This window comes from Bradyrhizobium sp. HKCCYLS3013 (genome assembly GCF_051167615.1).
Lineage (GTDB): Bacteria > Pseudomonadota > Alphaproteobacteria > Rhizobiales > Xanthobacteraceae > Bradyrhizobium.
In genome coordinates this window covers 147,428-164,136 of the sequence record NZ_JBNPTK010000006.1, presented here as the reverse complement: position 1 = coordinate 164,136, position 16,709 = coordinate 147,428, and the positions used below count along the sequence as shown (strand labels likewise).

At 59.0% G+C, this 16,709-nt stretch carries 16 protein-coding genes and 1 pseudogene; 2 read left to right on the top strand and 15 right to left on the bottom strand.

Annotation, left to right across the window (positions count from 1 at the left end):
• Positions 1 to 84 precede the first annotated feature (84 nt).
• Positions 85 to 1,140, top strand: coding sequence for an agmatine deiminase family protein (locus ACQR1F_RS13605; protein ID WP_434913273.1), 1,056 nt, complete (start codon positions 85 to 87; stop codon positions 1,138 to 1,140).
• Between the two features lie 719 nt (positions 1,141 to 1,859).
• Here ACQR1F_RS13605 and ACQR1F_RS13600 read toward each other — a convergent pair.
• From ACQR1F_RS13600 to ACQR1F_RS13580, 5 genes are all read right to left on the bottom strand, one after another.
• A complete protein-coding gene (locus tag ACQR1F_RS13600; RefSeq protein WP_434913271.1) occupies positions 1,860 to 2,843 on the bottom strand; it encodes a helix-turn-helix transcriptional regulator in 984 nt (327 codons plus the stop codon).
• 65 nt (positions 2,844 to 2,908) lie between these two features.
• Positions 2,909 to 3,973 carry a hypothetical protein gene (locus tag ACQR1F_RS13595; protein ID WP_434913269.1) on the bottom strand — a complete coding sequence of 355 codons (1,065 nt, stop codon included), beginning with the start codon at positions 3,971 to 3,973 and terminating at the stop codon, positions 2,909 to 2,911.
• Positions 3,974 to 4,309: 336 nt separating this feature from the next.
• Positions 4,310 to 4,570: a PP2C family protein-serine/threonine phosphatase gene (locus ACQR1F_RS13590; protein WP_434913267.1), complete on the bottom strand. Its 261-nt coding sequence runs from the start codon at positions 4,568 to 4,570 to the stop codon at positions 4,310 to 4,312.
• 84 nt (positions 4,571 to 4,654) lie between these two features.
• Entirely contained in the window at positions 4,655 to 6,253 is a 1,599-nt protein-coding gene (locus ACQR1F_RS13585; protein WP_434913265.1) for a hypothetical protein, read from the bottom strand.
• Positions 6,254 to 6,325: 72 nt separating this feature from the next.
• Positions 6,326 to 8,176, bottom strand: a complete 1,851-nt coding sequence (locus ACQR1F_RS13580; protein ID WP_434913263.1) for a DUF7380 domain-containing protein — start codon at positions 8,174 to 8,176, stop codon at positions 6,326 to 6,328.
• 216 nt (positions 8,177 to 8,392) lie between these two features.
• On the opposite strand from ACQR1F_RS13580, the pseudogene ACQR1F_RS13575 reads away from it, so the two are divergent.
• Positions 8,393 to 8,704 (top strand): annotated as a pseudogene (locus tag ACQR1F_RS13575) (autotransporter outer membrane beta-barrel domain-containing protein); the annotation flags it as partial.
• Between the two features lie 66 nt (positions 8,705 to 8,770).
• On the opposite strand, the gene ACQR1F_RS13570 reads toward ACQR1F_RS13575, so the two are convergent.
• The 10 genes from ACQR1F_RS13570 to ACQR1F_RS13525 all read right to left on the bottom strand — a co-directional run bounded on the left by ACQR1F_RS13570 (position 8,771) and on the right by ACQR1F_RS13525 (position 16,456).
• Positions 8,771 to 9,070: a hypothetical protein gene (locus tag ACQR1F_RS13570; protein WP_434913262.1), complete on the bottom strand. Its 300-nt coding sequence runs from the start codon at positions 9,068 to 9,070 to the stop codon at positions 8,771 to 8,773.
• A gap of 530 nt (positions 9,071 to 9,600) precedes the next feature.
• Positions 9,601 to 10,326 (bottom strand): hypothetical protein, encoded by a 726-nt coding sequence (locus ACQR1F_RS13565; RefSeq protein WP_434913260.1) that lies wholly within the window; start codon positions 10,324 to 10,326, stop codon positions 9,601 to 9,603.
• An 84-nt stretch (positions 10,327 to 10,410) separates the two neighbouring features.
• Positions 10,411 to 10,836 carry a hypothetical protein gene (locus ACQR1F_RS13560; RefSeq protein WP_434913258.1) on the bottom strand — a complete coding sequence of 142 codons (426 nt, stop codon included), beginning with the start codon at positions 10,834 to 10,836 and terminating at the stop codon, positions 10,411 to 10,413.
• Positions 10,837 to 10,874: 38 nt separating this feature from the next.
• Positions 10,875 to 11,666, bottom strand: a complete 792-nt coding sequence (locus ACQR1F_RS13555) for a PP2C family protein-serine/threonine phosphatase (protein WP_434913256.1) — start codon at positions 11,664 to 11,666, stop codon at positions 10,875 to 10,877.
• A 22-nt stretch (positions 11,667 to 11,688) separates the two neighbouring features.
• Positions 11,689 to 12,123 (bottom strand): superinfection immunity protein, encoded by a 435-nt coding sequence (locus tag ACQR1F_RS13550; protein ID WP_434913254.1) that lies wholly within the window; start codon positions 12,121 to 12,123, stop codon positions 11,689 to 11,691.
• A 1-nt stretch (position 12,124) separates the two neighbouring features.
• Positions 12,125 to 12,697 carry a DUF4339 domain-containing protein gene (locus tag ACQR1F_RS13545; protein ID WP_434913252.1) on the bottom strand — a complete coding sequence of 191 codons (573 nt, stop codon included), beginning with the start codon at positions 12,695 to 12,697 and terminating at the stop codon, positions 12,125 to 12,127.
• A 107-nt stretch (positions 12,698 to 12,804) separates the two neighbouring features.
• Complete coding sequence (locus tag ACQR1F_RS13540) at positions 12,805 to 13,122, bottom strand: hypothetical protein (RefSeq protein ID WP_434913250.1); 318 nt, start codon at positions 13,120 to 13,122, stop codon at positions 12,805 to 12,807.
• A 474-nt stretch (positions 13,123 to 13,596) separates the two neighbouring features.
• On the bottom strand, positions 13,597 to 14,289 hold the full coding sequence (locus ACQR1F_RS13535) for a hypothetical protein (RefSeq protein ID WP_434913249.1): 693 nt from the start codon (positions 14,287 to 14,289) through the stop codon (positions 13,597 to 13,599).
• A gap of 630 nt (positions 14,290 to 14,919) precedes the next feature.
• The gene (locus tag ACQR1F_RS13530; RefSeq protein ID WP_434913247.1) at positions 14,920 to 15,261 is read right to left on the bottom strand and encodes a DUF2958 domain-containing protein; all 342 of its coding nucleotides are present in this window, start codon (positions 15,259 to 15,261) and stop codon (positions 14,920 to 14,922) included.
• Complete coding sequence (locus tag ACQR1F_RS13525; RefSeq protein WP_434913245.1) at positions 15,254 to 16,456, bottom strand: PGN_0703 family putative restriction endonuclease; 1,203 nt, start codon at positions 16,454 to 16,456, stop codon at positions 15,254 to 15,256. Before ACQR1F_RS13525 ends, ACQR1F_RS13530 begins: the two co-directional genes overlap by 8 nt.
• Positions 16,457 to 16,709 lie beyond the last annotated feature (253 nt).

The following is a 16,709-nucleotide window of genomic DNA, read 5'->3' as shown; positions in this document are numbered from 1 at the left end:
CTCAGGTAGAAGGGTTAAGTGCGTCCAAATCTGACGTGCTGCGGTGGAAAACTTCGCCTCTCTTCAGGACTTCAGCTGCTTCCAATGGCCCAAGACAAGATTCGCAAGGCATGCATACGGATTCCAGCCGAATGGGAATCCCACGAGTGTTGCTGGATGGCTTGGGCAGTTCATCGCGAGTGGAGCGCTCGCGACGCCGCCAGAATAAAGCGCGATTTGACTAAAGTCGTGCACGCGATCGCTCGCTTCGAGCCGGTCAGTCTGCTCGCCCCGCCCGGCCACGCATTTCGCGAAGCTTGCAAGCGGTTTTCGGATTGTTCGGCCGTTACCGTCATTGAAGCGCCGGTGGATGATTTCTGGATGCGAGACATCATGCCGACCTTCGCTATCCATACTGATCGCGGTCAGAGACAGGTCGTGGCAATTGATTGGAATTTTAACGGCTGGGGCGGTACGCCCGAGCGCGCTGCGCGGGCTGGTGACCGACTCGCTATGTCCGCAGCTTCAATTTTTGGCGTCCCGCGCGTCGAAACGTCGTTTGTCGCTGAGGGCGGCGCGCTCGCATTCGATGGACGCGGCACGCTGATCACGACGCGGAGCTGTCTGCTCAATCCAAACCGCAATCCCTTGCGAGGGGAGGCCGATCGGCAACTGGCCATCGTGTCAGAATTCAAGAAATTGGGTATTCACAGGACAATTTGGCTCGAGGGGGATCCCTCCGAGCCGATCACAAGCGGCCATATCGACGGATATGTCCTCTGTGCTCCAGGAAACAAAGTCTTAGTCGAAAGTATCGACGATCCAGATAGCGAACCGCCTTTCTGGCGCGAGCACGACGTGCGTCTCCTGAAACAGGCGAGGACGAGCCACGGGCGCAAGTTGAAAGTGGAGCGGGTGCTCGCGCCACGGAAGCGGTACTTGAAGGGATATCCCGATAGTTTCGCTGCCAGCTATCTAAACGTCTATATCGCCAATGGTGCAGTGATCGGTCCGGTGTTCGGCGATAGCGAACGAGATGAACTGGCGGGCAAAGCGCTTGCTAAAGCATTTCCTCGACGCAAGACTATTCTTTTACGAATCGACGCGATCGGAAAGGGAGGCGGTGGTATTCATTGCCTTGCCCAACCGATGCCGGCCTGAAAGGGGCAATACCTTACGATGGTTGAGACAGTCACGACTTTTCTCAAAGAGAAGGGATTTCAGGGCGTTCAGAATCTTGAGGAGATAACGAGTAGGTTCATCGAAGTCGCGCGGCGGATCATGTGCTCACATGAGCTTGTCTACGGTGACCGGGAGCGGCCTTGGCGTATTACCGCTCTTGAGTTGTATCTTCACACCGGCCGTGCATCGGATATTTGGCAGGATCCGTACACGCACGGTGCGCCCGCTCAGCTCGAATCCGGAACATGGTATGTTCACGATAGTGGAGCCCGGGCGCCGTTTTATTCGGGGATCGACATTACTTGCGGCTCGAGCGACCGGCATGGTGGCTTGCTGATACGTGAGTTGGATAATGAACATCGCTGGGTCTTCCAGCGAATTGTGCGGGGAGCGAACGTCAACCGGGAAAGGACGAACAACACTTGGTCTGCGGATGAAAAGCGGATCATTCAGCAATCAATCCACGGAAGCCAAATTGGCTCTGGGCTTTTGAGATTGGTCGAGACGCCCTCGCGCAATGAGCAGTTATTCATTGGGCCACGAATAGGCCTCAATAAGAAGGCTGGAGAGGACGCCTGCTCTCCCGAAAACGTTGCTTATCGAACGGCATCCTTAAGAATCGCTACATCGCCGACGGCATGTTTGAAGACGAGAATGAGGGCACTGGCGAGCACGTAAGCTAGCTTGTTGATCGGTGGCTAACCTCTGGTTGCCTTTTGCAGTTGCTGTCGTAGCAGCGTTCGCAACTGCCTAGGCGCAATGATCTGCACTTGGTCACCCCAGGTAAAAAGGTGCCAGCACATTTCCAAAGCTCCGCCGGCACGGAATCGGACCAGAAGTGAGCCATCATCTTGGTTCTCAAAAGCCTGTGTCGGGTGGAAAAGATACTGACGCGCATCGGCCGCTGCTTGCGGGGTAAACCGCCATGCAACCTCAATAGGGTCTTCCTGAAATACGCCGAACGATCGCTCCGCGAACTTCTGTAGGGCGAAATCCTTTCGTCTGCGAAACGGCGCTTCCTGAACTTCGACCTTTTCGATATTGGCCAGACTAAATAGTCGGTAGTTGCTAATGCCCTCGCTCAGGCTGTAAGCGACGAGATAGTGCCGGTTGCCGTATAGAAATCCATAGGGACAGACCAACTGGCGGCTCAGTTTCCCGGTCCCTCTTGCTCGATAGTGAAGTCGGACCTTTCGACAAGCGAGGATCGCGTTGCGGAGCTCCTCAAGGAGGGTATTCGGGATCGCTAGCCTTGGGCCTGGCCTCAGGGCGATTCCCTCCGCCTCCATTAGCGCCTCGAGATCTGGACTAATCCGTCGTGCCGCGTCGGGACGTATGAGGGATTTAAGTTTCGCGGAGAGCGTCTCAAGCCGTGCCGACAAATCCGTGACATTGTCCCGCTTCGCTAGAAGTGCGGCTGTAGTTAGAGCGGACAATTCCTCAGTTGAGATACCAGCAAGGTTCGCGATTGGCCCGGAACGAATCCGCCATCGCTTAGGTACTTCTCCCGGATTGGCCTGTTCCATTTGCGGGAATACGCGTTCGATGGCATCGCGCATCCTTTCCGCGGTTCGGCGGCTGACCCGATAGCTCTGTTGAATTTCTTCGAGCGAAATTCCTTCCGCGCTGCCTCGCATGTCAAGAGCGACGCGAAGCAGTGCCTCCAATTTCTCATACCGCATTCTGGCCCCCGAGCCCTTCCCAGAGAAGGATATTACGGGGGCGAAGCAGGATTCGCCAAGCGGGCTCACGTAAGATCCGGCAACGACATTTCGACCGGCGGAGGAGCACCTCTGACGCGCCGGCGTCGCGGTCGGGGTCTCCAAGTCAGATTGTCGTTGGCAACGATCTGCGCGATCGAACTTATAACTGCTTCAGAAGGAATCTGAACAGCTTCGAATGCGCTGAGGATCTTATTGTGGTCTTGAGGCTCAAGCTCGGCGTTCTCGGGCCCTTTAACCTCGTCCAGAAACCAACCGAGACGACCGCTTCGGGTGACGGAGCAGGCAGCTTGCAAGCCAGCATCTCGCCAAAGGTAAATTGCACACTGGCCATGCTCTACGTTCCAGACGTAGCTTTCCAAACAGTTGCCCCACTTTTTTCCAAGAGCCCGTAGCTGACGTCCGGAATCAATGCGCTCCGCGTGCTCCACGCGAGCTGGCGGCAGAGCGTCAGGCAGCGGCAGGCTTTCGACGATGGATGTCAGCTTTGCGAGCAGTTGGTTGGGCTGCCGGGCACGTGCCAGCTCAGCGACAAGCTGATCGAAGCTTAGCTTGCCGCTACGCATTGCGATGCATCGTAGCCCTCGCGAGAAAGAGCTCATGTCTCCGATATTTTCATGCATCGAGAAAACGACTCGGCGCAGCGCGTCCGGAACATCGTGCATGGCCCTAATCGTCGAATCACGGATCTCGAAGGTGTGAAAGATCAGCCGCGCTGCATCCGGCTCAGCAAGAAGCTTTACAAGCCCGCGGTAGCTTTCCGCTTCCATCAGGAAACTCGGCATCACGCTCACTGCACGCTTAAGGCCCGATGGCTGGTGACCGACGGTCGCGTCCAGGATCATTTCTGCTGATCCTCTAAAAAGCACCCTCGCTAACTCTGAACTCGGCGTGCCTTCAACGTGTGCGAGGGCCGTTCCGATCAGATGCATCCGAGTTCGGCTGAGGTGGATCAAATCTGATAGGTATTCGGGCTGATCCCGAAGCATGGCTATGAGGTTAGGGATTGCCCATTTAAACGGTTCGAGCAGAAAACCGGGCGGTCTTTCGGCTGAAGCTAAGATACCAAGTTCAATAATCGTGTTCTTCATCACAAGCTCCTGGTGGAGCTTGTGTATCGGTTCTGTACGACAGTTTTGGACGTGTTGGTTCGGCTCAACGGACGTTAGACAGCAAAGCCGTCTGCTGGAGCGACAGCGCTCGTGGCTTGGAACTGCAGGCAGCTTGGCGCAACGCGCGGCCTGTCTCGTGGGGCCTTGGTGGTAGATGCAGGGGTGGGCGCTCATGTCGGGCCGATCGTCCCCGACGGTCCAAACGCTCGTCAGGTTAGCCAAGACGGCTCTTGTCCGAGGTCGACAGCGAAGCTGCTAGCCGCGCCCAGGAGATGGCGAAAAAGGCGCTGATTCTGCAGCTCCTGCGAACTGACCCTATGGGACGTTTCGTGCGTCCGAACGGCGCGCGACGATTAAGGAAATGTTGTCTCGGGCTCCGGCGGCAAACGCCTTGGCTACGAGCTTGCGCGCGGACTGAAGGGGTGTCTTGGTATTTCTCAAGCTGTCATCGATGACCTGATTGAGGACCATATCGGTGAGGCCGTCGCTGCAAAGAAGCAGAGTCTCTCCAGGTGCAAGGGGAGGGTCGACGGAGACGTGCGGTTCGACCTCGACGAGAAACGAGGTTCCTCCCATGGCCTGAGTGAGAGCATGAGATCGGCGGGGCCCGAAGGGATCGTTCCCGCTTTCGGGCACAACTTGTCGTTCGCCTAGCGACGTTCAGGCGCTGGGCTTGTCCGGCGGGAAGCCGAACAACGCGGCCGGCCTCGCGAATCCGGTGGCATCGTGCACCTGCTCGAAGAACGCCAGCAGCGTGCCTTCGACGCCCGCTTCGCCCGCGAGGTCCTGCCGCAGGATGATCTTCTCCTTCCGGATCAGCGGCATTCGGTCCTGATCGACCGCAAGCGCGACGTCGGTCGTTCCGACGAGCCCCATCTCCACCTCGCACGGAAACTTCAGGCTCAGGTGTTGGACGGCGAACGCGACCGCCGCGTGGGCCTTCTCGAAGAAGATCGCTTCGAGACTTACGGCGGAAATGAAGGGGATCGGCACCCATTCGGGCCGGCCGCCACGCTCGCGCACGATCATCGTATTGCTCGCGAGCCAAAGCTCGCCGTTCTGGAATAGTTGCGTGGCCCAGCGCAGCGGTGCCCGCCCGCCGCGGTAGGCGCCGCCGGGATCGTAGGCCATCGCTCCCATGCGGTTCACCGATGTAAAGGCGCCGTACTGCTTCGACTTGAGCAGCGGCGCGTAGCCCGCGACGCCGTTCAGATGGGCGACGGCGATCGGCTCCGCCAATTCGGCGCCTGGGATGATCCGCAGGTACGCGTCCGGCGGAGCCTCGAATAGAAATTCGACCTCGTCGACGTCGGGCACGCCGACCCGCGCCAGAACCTCTCCGGGCCTGTAGAAGGCTCCCTCATTCACCGTCGGATCTAGCGGTCGATGCGCCCTCGCCGCCGTTTTGCTCGGAGTCTCGGCGGGTTTCGCGTCCGCTTTCGCGATATCCGACACCGGAGTGCCGCCGGTCCGCGACGGCACCGGGCTCTGCCTGTTGAGTCTCGCCAGGATCTCGAAAGCGACCGCGCTCGCCGCATCGGCCGCCTTTTCCTGCCAGCCGGCCTGGTCCGCGACCGTCTTCTTGCTCAGGAGATCGGAGATGCCGCGGACGACGGTACCGAGCAGCGAGTGGATGTGTACCGCCTCGAGAAAGCCGCGTCCCTCCATCTCGACCGCAAGGGTGTCGCCGTATTGCTTCTTCAGGAACTTCGCGGTGTCCGATTTCTTGGACGCGACGACCACCTCGCCCGCCGCGATCGGCCCGACGCGCAGCTTCTGGCCTTCCGGCCCGGGAAGGTCCGGATTCAGCCTGTCGCACCACTTCGGCGTCTTCGCCACCGCGCGGGCCCGTTGCTCGAGCGCGTGGGCGCTGTGCTGGAGGTCCGGGCGCGGCGCGAAGCCGGTGGTGGTGTCCTTGCCGCCCTCGTAGCCGTATACCTTGGTGGCGACCACGACGTCCCCGAGCGCCACGTCCTTCACGCCGCCGCCGATGCCTACGAAGAGCGCGATTTCCGGCCGGAAAAGGCCGAATGCGCGGGCGGCTATCGCCGCGACACCGACGTTGCCCGGTCCCGTTTCGACCACGGCCACGTCCCACTCCTGGAATCTGCCGGTGTAGAAGACGGTACCCTGTTCAACGACGTCGTCGCGCCAGTCCACCAAATGCCGAAGGACCGCCTTCGTCTCGAGATCGAGCGCGGTCACGATGACGACCGAGCGGCGCTCGGTTTCGGACAGGGGTTCGGAAATGGTGGCCATGGCTGCTGGATACGCCGAATCGCACCGGGGAACCAGCGTTACGGCCTCGGGGTGAGCGCGTTCGCCAAGGCTCTAGCGCCCGGGCTCCTCGACAGCGATGGCCGGTGCGATCGCTTCGTCCCAGACCGGCAGAACGAACAGGCAGCAGACGCGATACAGCAGCCAGGAGGCATACACGACGTCCGGCGAATAGCACTGGCCGGCGGACAGCTGGCCGTGCGCCACGTCGTGGCGGAGCGTCGGACCGGGCTGAACGTTGAAGATGCGGTTTAGCTCCTCGAGCAGCGGTTCGCCAAAGATCGCAAGCAGTTCGGCGCGATGATTCGTAAAGATCGCATCGATGCTTCGGTCCTCTTCCGTCGCATCGTCGCGACGTTTCGTCGGATCGGCGCCTCGCGCCCTGAGGACATGCCGCAGGCTGGCTTCCAACTGGGGAACGAGCAGGTAGGCCGCCGACGGAAAATCGCCCTGGAAAAAACGGGCGAAGCCCAAGGCGTACAAAGGCGCCTGCAGTTGGGGCACGAAGGGCGAATTCCACACGAGCGCTCCGAAATGACGCTCCTCGATGTCTACCCTGCCTAAGATATGCAGTCGGACCGGCTCGATGCGGTTGGCGACCAACGTGGCGCGACGATGCGACTCGCTCTGGGAGATCATGTGAACGAACCAGTCATCCGGGGGCTCGCCAGAGCCGGCGCCGGACGTGTCGACAACGGTTCGCCCCATGTCGTCCACGTGCTTCGCCGCCATCATGGCGATCAGAGGATCGTTTTCCGCGCGCTGCAGGGCTTCCTTCTTGAGGTCTTCGACATTCGGCGAGCCTTCCAGCATCGCGAACGTCTTGAGGCACGTCGAAAGGTCCATCCCCTCGAAGCGGCTCACGATGTACTCGCGCTCTCCCGCGATACCGACATCGGCCGTGAAGGTCATCATTTCGCGCAGCGATCCGCGCTGCAGGCGGCGCAGTTCGACCTCGAGCGCCTCTTCTAGGGCAACGGCCTCGTCCGAACGGATCGAGTGAAGACGCTGCAGCGCTTCCATCACCCAGAACGCCTTCGCGCTCGCCTGCGAGCACGTATCCCGCATCCGGAGCATCTGCCGCACCGCTCCTATGCGGCAGCGCCGCTCGCCTTCCTGGTCGTCGATGTGGGCGTACAGGGATCCAGCGAAGTCGAGCGCCGTACGGATTGCATCCGGATAGATGTCGGGTCTCGCCGCCGCCACCGCCTCGAGGTCTGCGGCGGCCTCGGCGGCTCCGACCAAGCCGTAATCGAAGCGAAGCTGCGCCATCCTGCTGAAGATGACGGGCTGCGCTTCCAGCAGGCCCTGTCGATAGACGTCCGCCAACGCGGAGACTACGCGATTAGGCATGGGCGAGCGCTTGCCCTTCAATGCCGACGCGATCTGTAGCGCCCGGTGGGCCGGCTTGTGCGCGTCGATGAGGCCGCTTCCCTCCACAGGGACGACGGCCTTCAGCGAGCCGTCCGCCAATCTCTCGATGATCTCGCAGTATGCGTCGATGGCGATCCGGCCCGCAGCGGCACGTCGCTTATCGCCCGACCAGACGACGTCGGCGATGCGCGCCCGGAGCGCCGGGTGCCGCAATCCGGGCAGTATCGCCTCGAGCACGTCCGATTGTTCGCCGCGGACTTCGGCCGGCATGATGGGGCGCCGCCGCGCGAAAGGCGCGCTGCGCTTCCACTTTTCGCCTCGATCCGCGGGATCGAGATGGATACCGGTGACGTCCGAAAGCAGTCCATACACCTCTTTGCAAGGCGATTGGGCCGTCGCCGACGCGAAGGCGTACGCCGTCGAGATTGCGGACATGCCAACATGAACGATGTCCGCGATCGGCCCTTCCGGATCGCAGGTCGCGAAGTCCTCGACGGTGACGACCGAACTCGTGGGTCCCTTCGCTTCCAATGACGGCTCCCGACGACGGCGGTGCCCAGAGCGAGCACCCTGCAGCTCATTGTACCGCTAAAGCACGATTTAGTAGACTCGGTACTCTGTTTCTATGATTTGACAGTTGGTGCTGCTTGGCTCATGTCCTCGCCCGCCGTGGCGCGGCTTCTAGTCAGGACTTCGGCCTCGGCACCGGCCGCTCCGACCTGTTCCAGGCCGGCGCCTATCTGCGTCACGCGCGGCGAGCTTGGCCTGCGCAGCGACAAGTCCTTCGCCATGCAGGACGCCGTCCTAACGCTGCGAGGACGTGCGGCCCGGGCGCACGACTTCAACCCGGACCGTTCGCTCGCGGCCACGTTCCAGGCACTGCCCGGGGCGAGCTTCGTGGTCAACGACGCGGCACAGGCCTCCGACGCCGCGCTCGCCACAGCCTCCGCCGAGATGAAGTGGCTGAACGGCTGGTCGGCGGCGGCCACTTTCGAAGGCGCGTTCTCCGACGTGACGCGATCCTATGCCGGAAGGGCAATCGCTCGATATGCTTGGTGAGAACCACCGCCTTGCGCGCTCATGTCGTGTGATGACCATGCAGGGCGCCGGGATTAGGCTGAACTCTTATCGCCGCTTGAAGTCGCACGGAATTTCAATGCCATTCTGTTCAATGCCGGCGTAGCCCTTCGTGGCCGTACAGAAATCAAAATAGGTGCCGTCCTTTTCAGCGCGCCAACCAAATTTGGCGCAATCTTCGTTTTCCTTAATTCTGTAGGTGGTCCCTTTCCATTCCAGGGTGTTTTGTGCGTCGTCCACCTTCAGCGGAAAAGACTTTCCGTGGTCCTTGCAAACATAGTTGTAGATGTCTGCCTGAGCCGAAGTGGTGGAAATCGCGATTAGCGCGCTGATGATGATGCGTTTCACTTCCTTGCCCTCCCCTTCTTCACCCAGACGATCTTGTCGTCTTCAAAAATGCACACGTCGTCGCACTCGCCCTCTGCTGCCGACTTCCGAAGACGTTGAGCATTTACCTCGACTTTCACTGAGCAGTCAGCGTTCAAATTGCAGACAGACAGAATCCGCTTCGCGTTCTCACTCGACGCATTCCTGATCGAGCACTGATAAATCCCATGCCCTATTTTCGAGCCATGGAGGGCCGGCTGAATCGGCCGAAATGTTCCAAAGCTCGCCCGAGCAGGTAAAGGTCTTTAGTCGAGCTTCACCAGCGACCGCTTCCACCCTTCCGCTCATTATCCCAAGCACGAAAACAAAGGCGAACCAAATGAGTGTCAAAAGTGACAACGACCTTGTTGAGCACACAGTACTTCTCGGACCCATAGTGCTTTCCCTTATCGGCAGATTCTCTTCAGAATTCCGTCAATGTCGCTCCGATATTCGTATTTCCTCGTTTCGTTAGGGAGGATGACGCAAATGGACTTGCGGTTCCATGATGGTCACCGTTTGGTGTTTAAGTTCGCTATCAAGGATTCGACGTCCGCCGCCCGAAGTTGTGGGCGGTCATTGACGTTGACGCGTTCAAGGAGAATGAGGTTACCGTCGTCCTTAAAAAGGAAGTTGAAGGTCACGGTGGCTGGCTTAGTCGCCGGGTGTTCGATGAAGTCCAGCGTACGCTTGCAGCTGAATTGGATGTGCTCCGCATCGATCGTCTGCGTGAAGGTCTTTCCTTTCAACTGAGCGCAATCGGTGTGGAAGTCTCTGACATTTTTGCCAGTGTCGACCAGCCGGCCCAGCTCGTCGCGGATGTTGACTGAGGTCCGGGTATAACGGTCGACGCGAGAACGGTACACCTTGTCTATGAAGTCCGCCGGACGCTGGAAGCCGGTATCGCTTGCGCCGACGAGATCGAAAACAAGCTTGTCGGACGGCTCGAAGGTGAAGTGGTTGAAGTATTCCCAATTGTTGCTGCTGGAGGCCGCGGTACAATTGAGTTCGGCGGTGTTCTTGTCGGAAGACCACGACATGGCCCCGAGACTGCCGTCGGTGCAGGTGTTGGAGAAGTCGACGGTCCGGAGTCCCGTGTTGTAGAAGCCCTTGGTGGTTTTGACGTAGACATTGAAGGAGCCGAAGTCACGGTCGCCAGGCCCGCTGGTGCCGGCGTGGGACGCTGCGATGAAGCCAGCAACTGCGAAAAGGGCTCCGAATATTGCTTGTGGCTTCATGGATATTTCCCCGAGAGATAAGGCGCTACGATCATCGTGGCCGACACGGCCATCGCCATGAGGAGGTCTTTCATCCTGGTTGCCTCACCGCAGCAGCGTCACGTAGTTCTGGCCCGACGCCAACGGCTGGACCTGATAGTTGACGAGAAAATCCTCGAATGTCGGCACGCCTCTTTTCGCGGCGTTCTCCTTCATCTGGGCCAATTCTTCGTCGGTGCTCCGCTGCACCATCTTGGCTAGTACCAAGGCATCCGCTCTGATCAGCACGGAGCACTTGGCTATTTTGCTCTGGTTGTCGACGGATACGGGCGTGGCGCTCCTGTCTTGGGCCGTGAAGGCGCCTTCCGGGGCTTCGATGAACTGTCCAAGTGTCCGTTGCGCGTACAGCTTCTTTACCGTGTTGAGAACCTCCGGATTAGCGCAAAGGTTTTCGGTGCCGCAACCCGCCAGGCTAATTGCGACGAGGATCACGACGGCGGCTGCTATGGGTGCTGAGAATTTGGTTTGCAAGGTGAAGTCCTTCAGGTGAGTTGAAGAAGGGTTTCGCGTCACGCACGGGGGATATTGACCCTGCGAGCAATGATCAGGGAGATGTTGTCTCGTGCGCCGACGCTGAACGCTTTGCCAGCGAGATCACGAACCGCTCGGTTTGGCTCGCTGCTTGTGCTGAGCGTTTGCCCGATGATCTGATCGTCGATCATATCGGTGAGACCATCGGAGCAGAGGAGCAACGTCTCTCCGGGTGCAAGCTGCGCGTCAACGGCGACGTGGGGTTCGATGGCAAGGGGAAACGAAGAGCCGCCCAAGGCCTGAGTGAGGGCATGGGATCGGCGGGGACCGAAGTGGCTGCTCTCGCCTTCGGGTACATCGTCGTGGCTGAGCTGCACCAATTGGCCCGCGCTGAACAGGTAGCAGCGGCTATCGCCGACGTTGAAAGTGATCAGCTGGTCGGCCTTCAAAAGGGCTCCCACGAGCGTCGAGCCCATGCCGAGTGCTTCCTCGTGCTCCTGCATGAGTTCATAGAGGTGTTGATTGGCCTCCTCGATCGCTTCGGCGCAGGAGGCGGGATTTGAAAGCCGATCGATCCCAGCAACCAGATAATCGAGCACGGCTCGGCTGGCCATCGCGCCATGCGCGTGGCCACCCATGCCGTCCGCGATCATCAGGAGGAGGCAGCTATCGCTCGGCGCCTTCATGACCAGTGGCGCGTCCATGTCGTCGGTCAGGATACGAGTACCGATAGCAACGGTGTCCTCGTTGCCGGGACGCACGCGACCGCGATGGGTGAATGCAGCGATAGACCAGCCCATCATGTGAAATGCCTCGACGGAATAGCTCAAGCCTCGATGAGGGTGCACCGTCTCATTGTGACGAGACACCGCCCAGCAGCTTGGCCTTCAGGCCGTCGAATTCAAGCTGGGAAATCGCGCCCCGGACGAGAAGGTCATGAAGGCGTTCCAGCTCCTGCACAGGAGACGTGGCAGGCAGGGGTGGTGGATCGACGACCTGAATCTTCTTCACGTCGTTGATGAACAGGTTGAGGCCGGATTCGCCACCGCTACCGGTGGAGCCCACCCGGTGAGCCGCCCGCATCGCCCAGACCATGGCGATTCCCCATCCGATGATCGTGCCACCGAAAGCGACGTTGATGACCAGGATGATCCAACGGTTCGGGTGGTTGCGCCGGAAGGCCACGATGCTCGGCGCGATGTAGATGATGCCGGCAATCAGAAAACCTATTCCCAGGAAGATTACGAGAGCGGTGTCGTCCGATGGAGGTTGAGAGCCCGGATGCATGTCACGCCGCCCGCAGAATGATCGAGACGATGAACGATGCTATCCAGGCAAAGCCGTAGGTCGGCGTCTGGCGCAAGCGCTGCGCGCGCACGAAGAGATAGACGGGTGCCAGCAGCAGGGCGAATAGCGTCAGCCAACCGGAGCTGTAGCCGGCGCGCTTGAGTTGTTCTGTATCGACAAGGCACAGTACTGCATTCGTCAACACCGGAACGAGCCAACTGAGCGGAGATAGAAACGCCTCGAAGAATGTATCATCTGCCGGGTGGCTGCTCTGGTAGCTGAGCAGGCCGACATTAACGAACACATATGCGATCGGCGCGAAGGCGAGCGACCATACCAAGCCGTTGTTGACATGGTTCGGGGCGATCGGCGGCGGCGTGTCCTTGAGCTGCGCCCCGATTTCGGTAGTGCGAAGCATTTGCCAATCGGCCAGTCCTTTGCGCCAAATCAGGGTCTCGCCGTCGATCGTCTGGGCTGCCAAGAGTTCGCTTAGCTTGTCGGCTGAGACGGGGCCTTTGCGTTGGCCGGCCTGTGCATAAAACCATGCTTCGTCGCTTGCCGCTGTATCGGTCAAATTGCCCCCCAGTCTCGATAGCCCGCTGCGTGGTTTAGATTCGGTTGTTGGTTTGTAATGTTTCTATCGTCGCGAAGTCCAGAATTTTGTCTGTTTAAAGCGGTGGGTTAATAAGCGGTGCCTTGATTGGCTGAGGCATGGACCTCCGCCAAGTCTTTGCTGCGAACCTGCGCCGCTTTCGGCACGCCAAAGGACTGTCCCAAGAGGATTTGGCCTATGAGGCCGGCGTGAATCGAACGTATATGAGCAAGCTGGAAAAGGGTGGGACGTTCGTAGGCCTGGAAATAATCGGAAAGTTGGCAAAGGTACTGGACGTCGATGCTGCCGAGTTTCTGAAGCCGCCTCCCAAGAAAGCGCGGAAAAAAGTAGTCTAAGGAAAAGAGCCCCGGAAGGGGCTCTTTGAGCTTCGCACCTTGCGGTTTCATCGGGCTACGCCACGTTTCCAAAGCCCTTCACGTGACGGTACCCCTAGCCGCTGCTCTAGGGAGATTCGCACTAAGCTCAATTCTGGTTCATCTGGGCATCTTTGAAATTGAGAGCTGAGGGCAACTGCACATTTCCAAGCACGCTCGAATCCCATACAGAAGATCAACTCTAATACGGAGAAATCGATGCCCACAGAAAGGCAAGCCCAAAAGAGCAAACGTATGGAAGAAGCCAAAAGGATTGTAAGGGCTTCGAGGTTGCACTGGCTGCAGCAGATACTTGATTGGCCCCTGGAAGCTGGATCAATAGCGGGCCGGTTAAACGAATCCGAAGTTGCAGTTCTGCGGAAAGCTGCAGAGGATGGAAAGCTATTTTATGGATCTTCGGAGTGACAGTGAATGGCTAGAATTTAGAGCCATGCTTTGAGAGAGGAATGTTGTTCCGAAAGTCTCGCGCTGATTACGTGATTTGCCTCAATCAAGCAGCTTGTCAGGGCGCATGCGGGCGAATACCGGGTGGCGGAATTGGCCGCTGGGGGTGAATTGCATGCAACTCACCTCGATAACTTGCCCGACCAATCTCCCTGCCTTGGCTTCAGCCCACAGAAATTCACGCTCAGCATCTGTGAAGCCCGCCCCGACAGCACCTCTCCTAGTTGTGACGAAGCCGAGCCGGCCGCGGTGCTTGCCCGTCCCTTCTGAGAACCCTGTGATGAGGATGTCATGGGTCTCGAATGGCTTGATCTTGATCCAATCGTCGGCCTTGCGAAGTACGAGACCCTCATAGTTGAGCGCGTTGGCGCGTTTGAGCTGGGCGCGGATGGCCACGGGAGTTGGATTCGTCAAGGTACCCCAACGAAGGCGGGGATCCAGCGGGGCGAGACCATAGAGGTGATGTCGTGTGATTGCGGGCGTGTCTTGTTTGAGGCACCTGGTCCGGGTGGCGCGGATCGTGTCGCGAAAACTGTTGACGAAGACCTCGCAGTCTCTTGGTTCGCCATCTCGCCACGGCGGGATGTTATACAGGGGCTTGTTCGCTCTGCTTATCCAGCCGCGCTTGTCGTGCCAAATTGCGCGGACGCCATCTAGCTTCAATGACACCGCCCAGTCGCCGGCTAGCGCGCTACCGTTCCACGAACGTGGATTGTTGATCGTCGGGGCAGTCATCGTTCCTCACGCAGATTGTGGTTCTCGCGAATTCGGCGGAGGGATCGTTATGTTGTGTGCGCCCGATCCATCTATGGGGGAAGGTTGCCGCGCGCCCTTCTTGGCCTTTCGAATTTGCCCCTCAAAAGTGCCGTCGTCCTTAAGCTTCCATTTCGGGCGTAAAGGGCAGGGAGCTTGGGGTTGGAAGGTAAGGTGGGGAAGTAGGGGAAGGTAGGGGAAGGTAGGGGAAGGTAGGGGAAGGTAGGTGGGGTGGGCGGCGGCGGTGGGTGGGGCAAGAAAATATAGTCGCTTCGTCCGCGTTCGCAGTCGCATTTTTTCGCGCCATTGGTGGAGCGAATGATCAAACTCTCCGTTTATGGCTCTGATACGATTCATGGTTGACGAGCACGTGCGGGCATTTGGTCGGCCAACGTTGGGCCTCACTGCCCGAGGTAATCACATGCGCAAGCTGCGACCTCTTGAGAGTCGACCGGGGACGTATCTGCGCGGCAGTTCGGGCACGCGTCGTCGCAACCGCAGGACCATGTGTCTTCCCACGTGGTCCCGCAGCTTGCGCATTCGTAGAAATTGATGAAGGCAGGCTGACAGTGGGGCTCATGGTCCCACTGGTGATTGCACTGCTTCCTTTTCTTAGGCAACGATGCGGCCTTTGGCTCGGGCTTCAGCGGCGTATGCTGAAATCGGCTTGTCCGCTGTGAAATGAAGGTCTCGTTCCACGGGAAGGCCTAGCTGTCCCCTGACCTCCTTGATTTCCGCGAGACTCACATACCCGAGCTCTGCGCAGCCGAGTCCAAGGTCGCAGAGACCAAATAGGCGGTTCGGATCGTCGATGTCGCATTCGGTGAGGAGCCAAGTCGCGCCCGCGTCAGGAGTGAAGAGCTTGACGACAGGAAAGTGATCGCGCTCGTCTGCGAGGGCGTTGGCGAACAGTCGGATGCGATCTTCCACTGTGAGCAGCTCTGTCTCAGTCATGGCCGGTCTCCGCGGCTTCGGGGGCGTTAGTGGGGTGAGCCGGTGAAGCGCGTTTGGCGCTAGGACTCGCTATTCGAGGACGTTTCTCGTTGTCGGCGGCGCCGGATGAATCTGCGACTGGACCCGGCGTCTCATTGACGGCGGCCTTCGGCGCAATGACCGCAAGGGCGGCATCATAGACGCGCTGGAAGTCGCAATATCGCCGCCACAATCGGTCGGCCGTGTCCCGATCGCCGGCGACGTCAATAGCGTCGATGACAGCTTCGAGTGTGAAGTGTCGGAACTCGACGCGCGTCGGATCTGTGGGATCAACTGGCAGAAGTTCATTCGCATAAACTTTGAACGAAGCTTGGACCCGTCGGTTGAGGCGTGGGCCGATGGCCATAAAGACCGCGCGCGGGACAGCGCCGTTCTTAACCGACAAAGTAGCAAGGCAATGCTCGCGCATGAGCTGCTCTATTGGAGCCGAACGGAGAGTGGGACTCTCCGGGTCTTTGTAGAGTTTGACCTCGCGGAGAGCTTCGTCGTACCGATCGCGCCACCTCGCGACTGGTCCGAGCAAGTCCTCACTCAGCTTCACTTCGACATAGACGACACCCGGCTCCCCTTTGGGTGTGGTGCAATGAATGGCCAAATCGAAAGCCGTCCGATCGGAGAGATAACGAGGATCTTTGCGTCCCGGGCTGTGCTCCCAGACGACACGCTGGACCGAATGGACAAAATCTGGAAGCAATTGACGAAGTACCCTGGATCCGAATTTGGTGTTCAGAGCCATTGGACCGAAGAGGTTCACGGCAAGCGGCATCGAACTCAAGGGGTTTGAGAGCAGCCGGTCTTCATCGACGGCGGCGTCTTCCTCGCGCATGAGCAAAAGCTCTTTGAGTGCGAGTAGATGAAGTTCTCGGGAATGGAAATTGAGGCCAGCGTCTGCCGCGTCAGCACTCAGATGTGACGCAAGATAGGACGCGCGTTCACCATCGGCGCTTCCAGGCTCGATCCCGTGATCGCGCATGTACCATACCGCCAGGAGGCGCTGAGCTTTTCTGTATCGGGAATCGATCTCGCACGCTCCGCCGTGCTCTTGAAGAAGTTTTTGCGGAATCCAGGGAATGCGGTTGATCTGCGCAAACCGTGATCGTCGCTTTCTGGCGCTCGATGAAGGAGCAGCTGGTGTTGTGGGTTTGGTGTTGCTCAATGTGTCTCTCTCTTTGTTGTCGCCGTTGTGGCGAGAGAGATTCAGCGAGCCGATGGTGGAATTGACGTTGGTTGACGGGACGAGAAGTGATCCGATCCTAGATCCAAACCAAGTAATCAGCCGGCCGGCCTCTAAATGATCAGCAAATTCAATTCACGCGATTGTGATAATGCGTTTTTTCGAAGTTCGCTCTTTGTTCCTCTATATATTAGGGGTGCTCCGCGCATGACGTGCCGAGGCCCGAACGCGCGAG

Coding starts and splice junctions, on each gene's coding strand:
- ACQR1F_RS13585 (WP_434913265.1), bottom strand. CDS start 6,253: ATGGCCACCATTTCCGAACCCCTGTCCGAAACCGAGCGCCGCTCGGTC.
- ACQR1F_RS13605 (WP_434913273.1), top strand. CDS start 85: ATGGCCCAAGACAAGATTCGCAAGGCATGCATACGGATTCCAGCCGAA.
- ACQR1F_RS13530 (WP_434913247.1), bottom strand. CDS start 15,261: ATGACTGAGACAGAGCTGCTCACAGTGGAAGATCGCATCCGACTGTTC.
- ACQR1F_RS13550 (WP_434913254.1), bottom strand. CDS start 12,123: ATGCATCCGGGCTCTCAACCTCCATCGGACGACACCGCTCTCGTAATC.
- ACQR1F_RS13565 (WP_434913260.1), bottom strand. CDS start 10,326: ATGAAGCCACAAGCAATATTCGGAGCCCTTTTCGCAGTTGCTGGCTTC.
- ACQR1F_RS13590 (WP_434913267.1), bottom strand. CDS start 4,570: ATGGGAGGAACCTCGTTTCTCGTCGAGGTCGAACCGCACGTCTCCGTC.
- ACQR1F_RS13535 (WP_434913249.1), bottom strand. CDS start 14,289: ATGACTGCCCCGACGATCAACAATCCACGTTCGTGGAACGGTAGCGCG.
- ACQR1F_RS13595 (WP_434913269.1), bottom strand. CDS start 3,973: ATGAAGAACACGATTATTGAACTTGGTATCTTAGCTTCAGCCGAAAGA.
- ACQR1F_RS13540 (WP_434913250.1), bottom strand. CDS start 13,122: ATGAAACCGCAAGGTGCGAAGCTCAAAGAGCCCCTTCCGGGGCTCTTT.
- ACQR1F_RS13600 (WP_434913271.1), bottom strand. CDS start 2,843: ATGCGGTATGAGAAATTGGAGGCACTGCTTCGCGTCGCTCTTGACATG.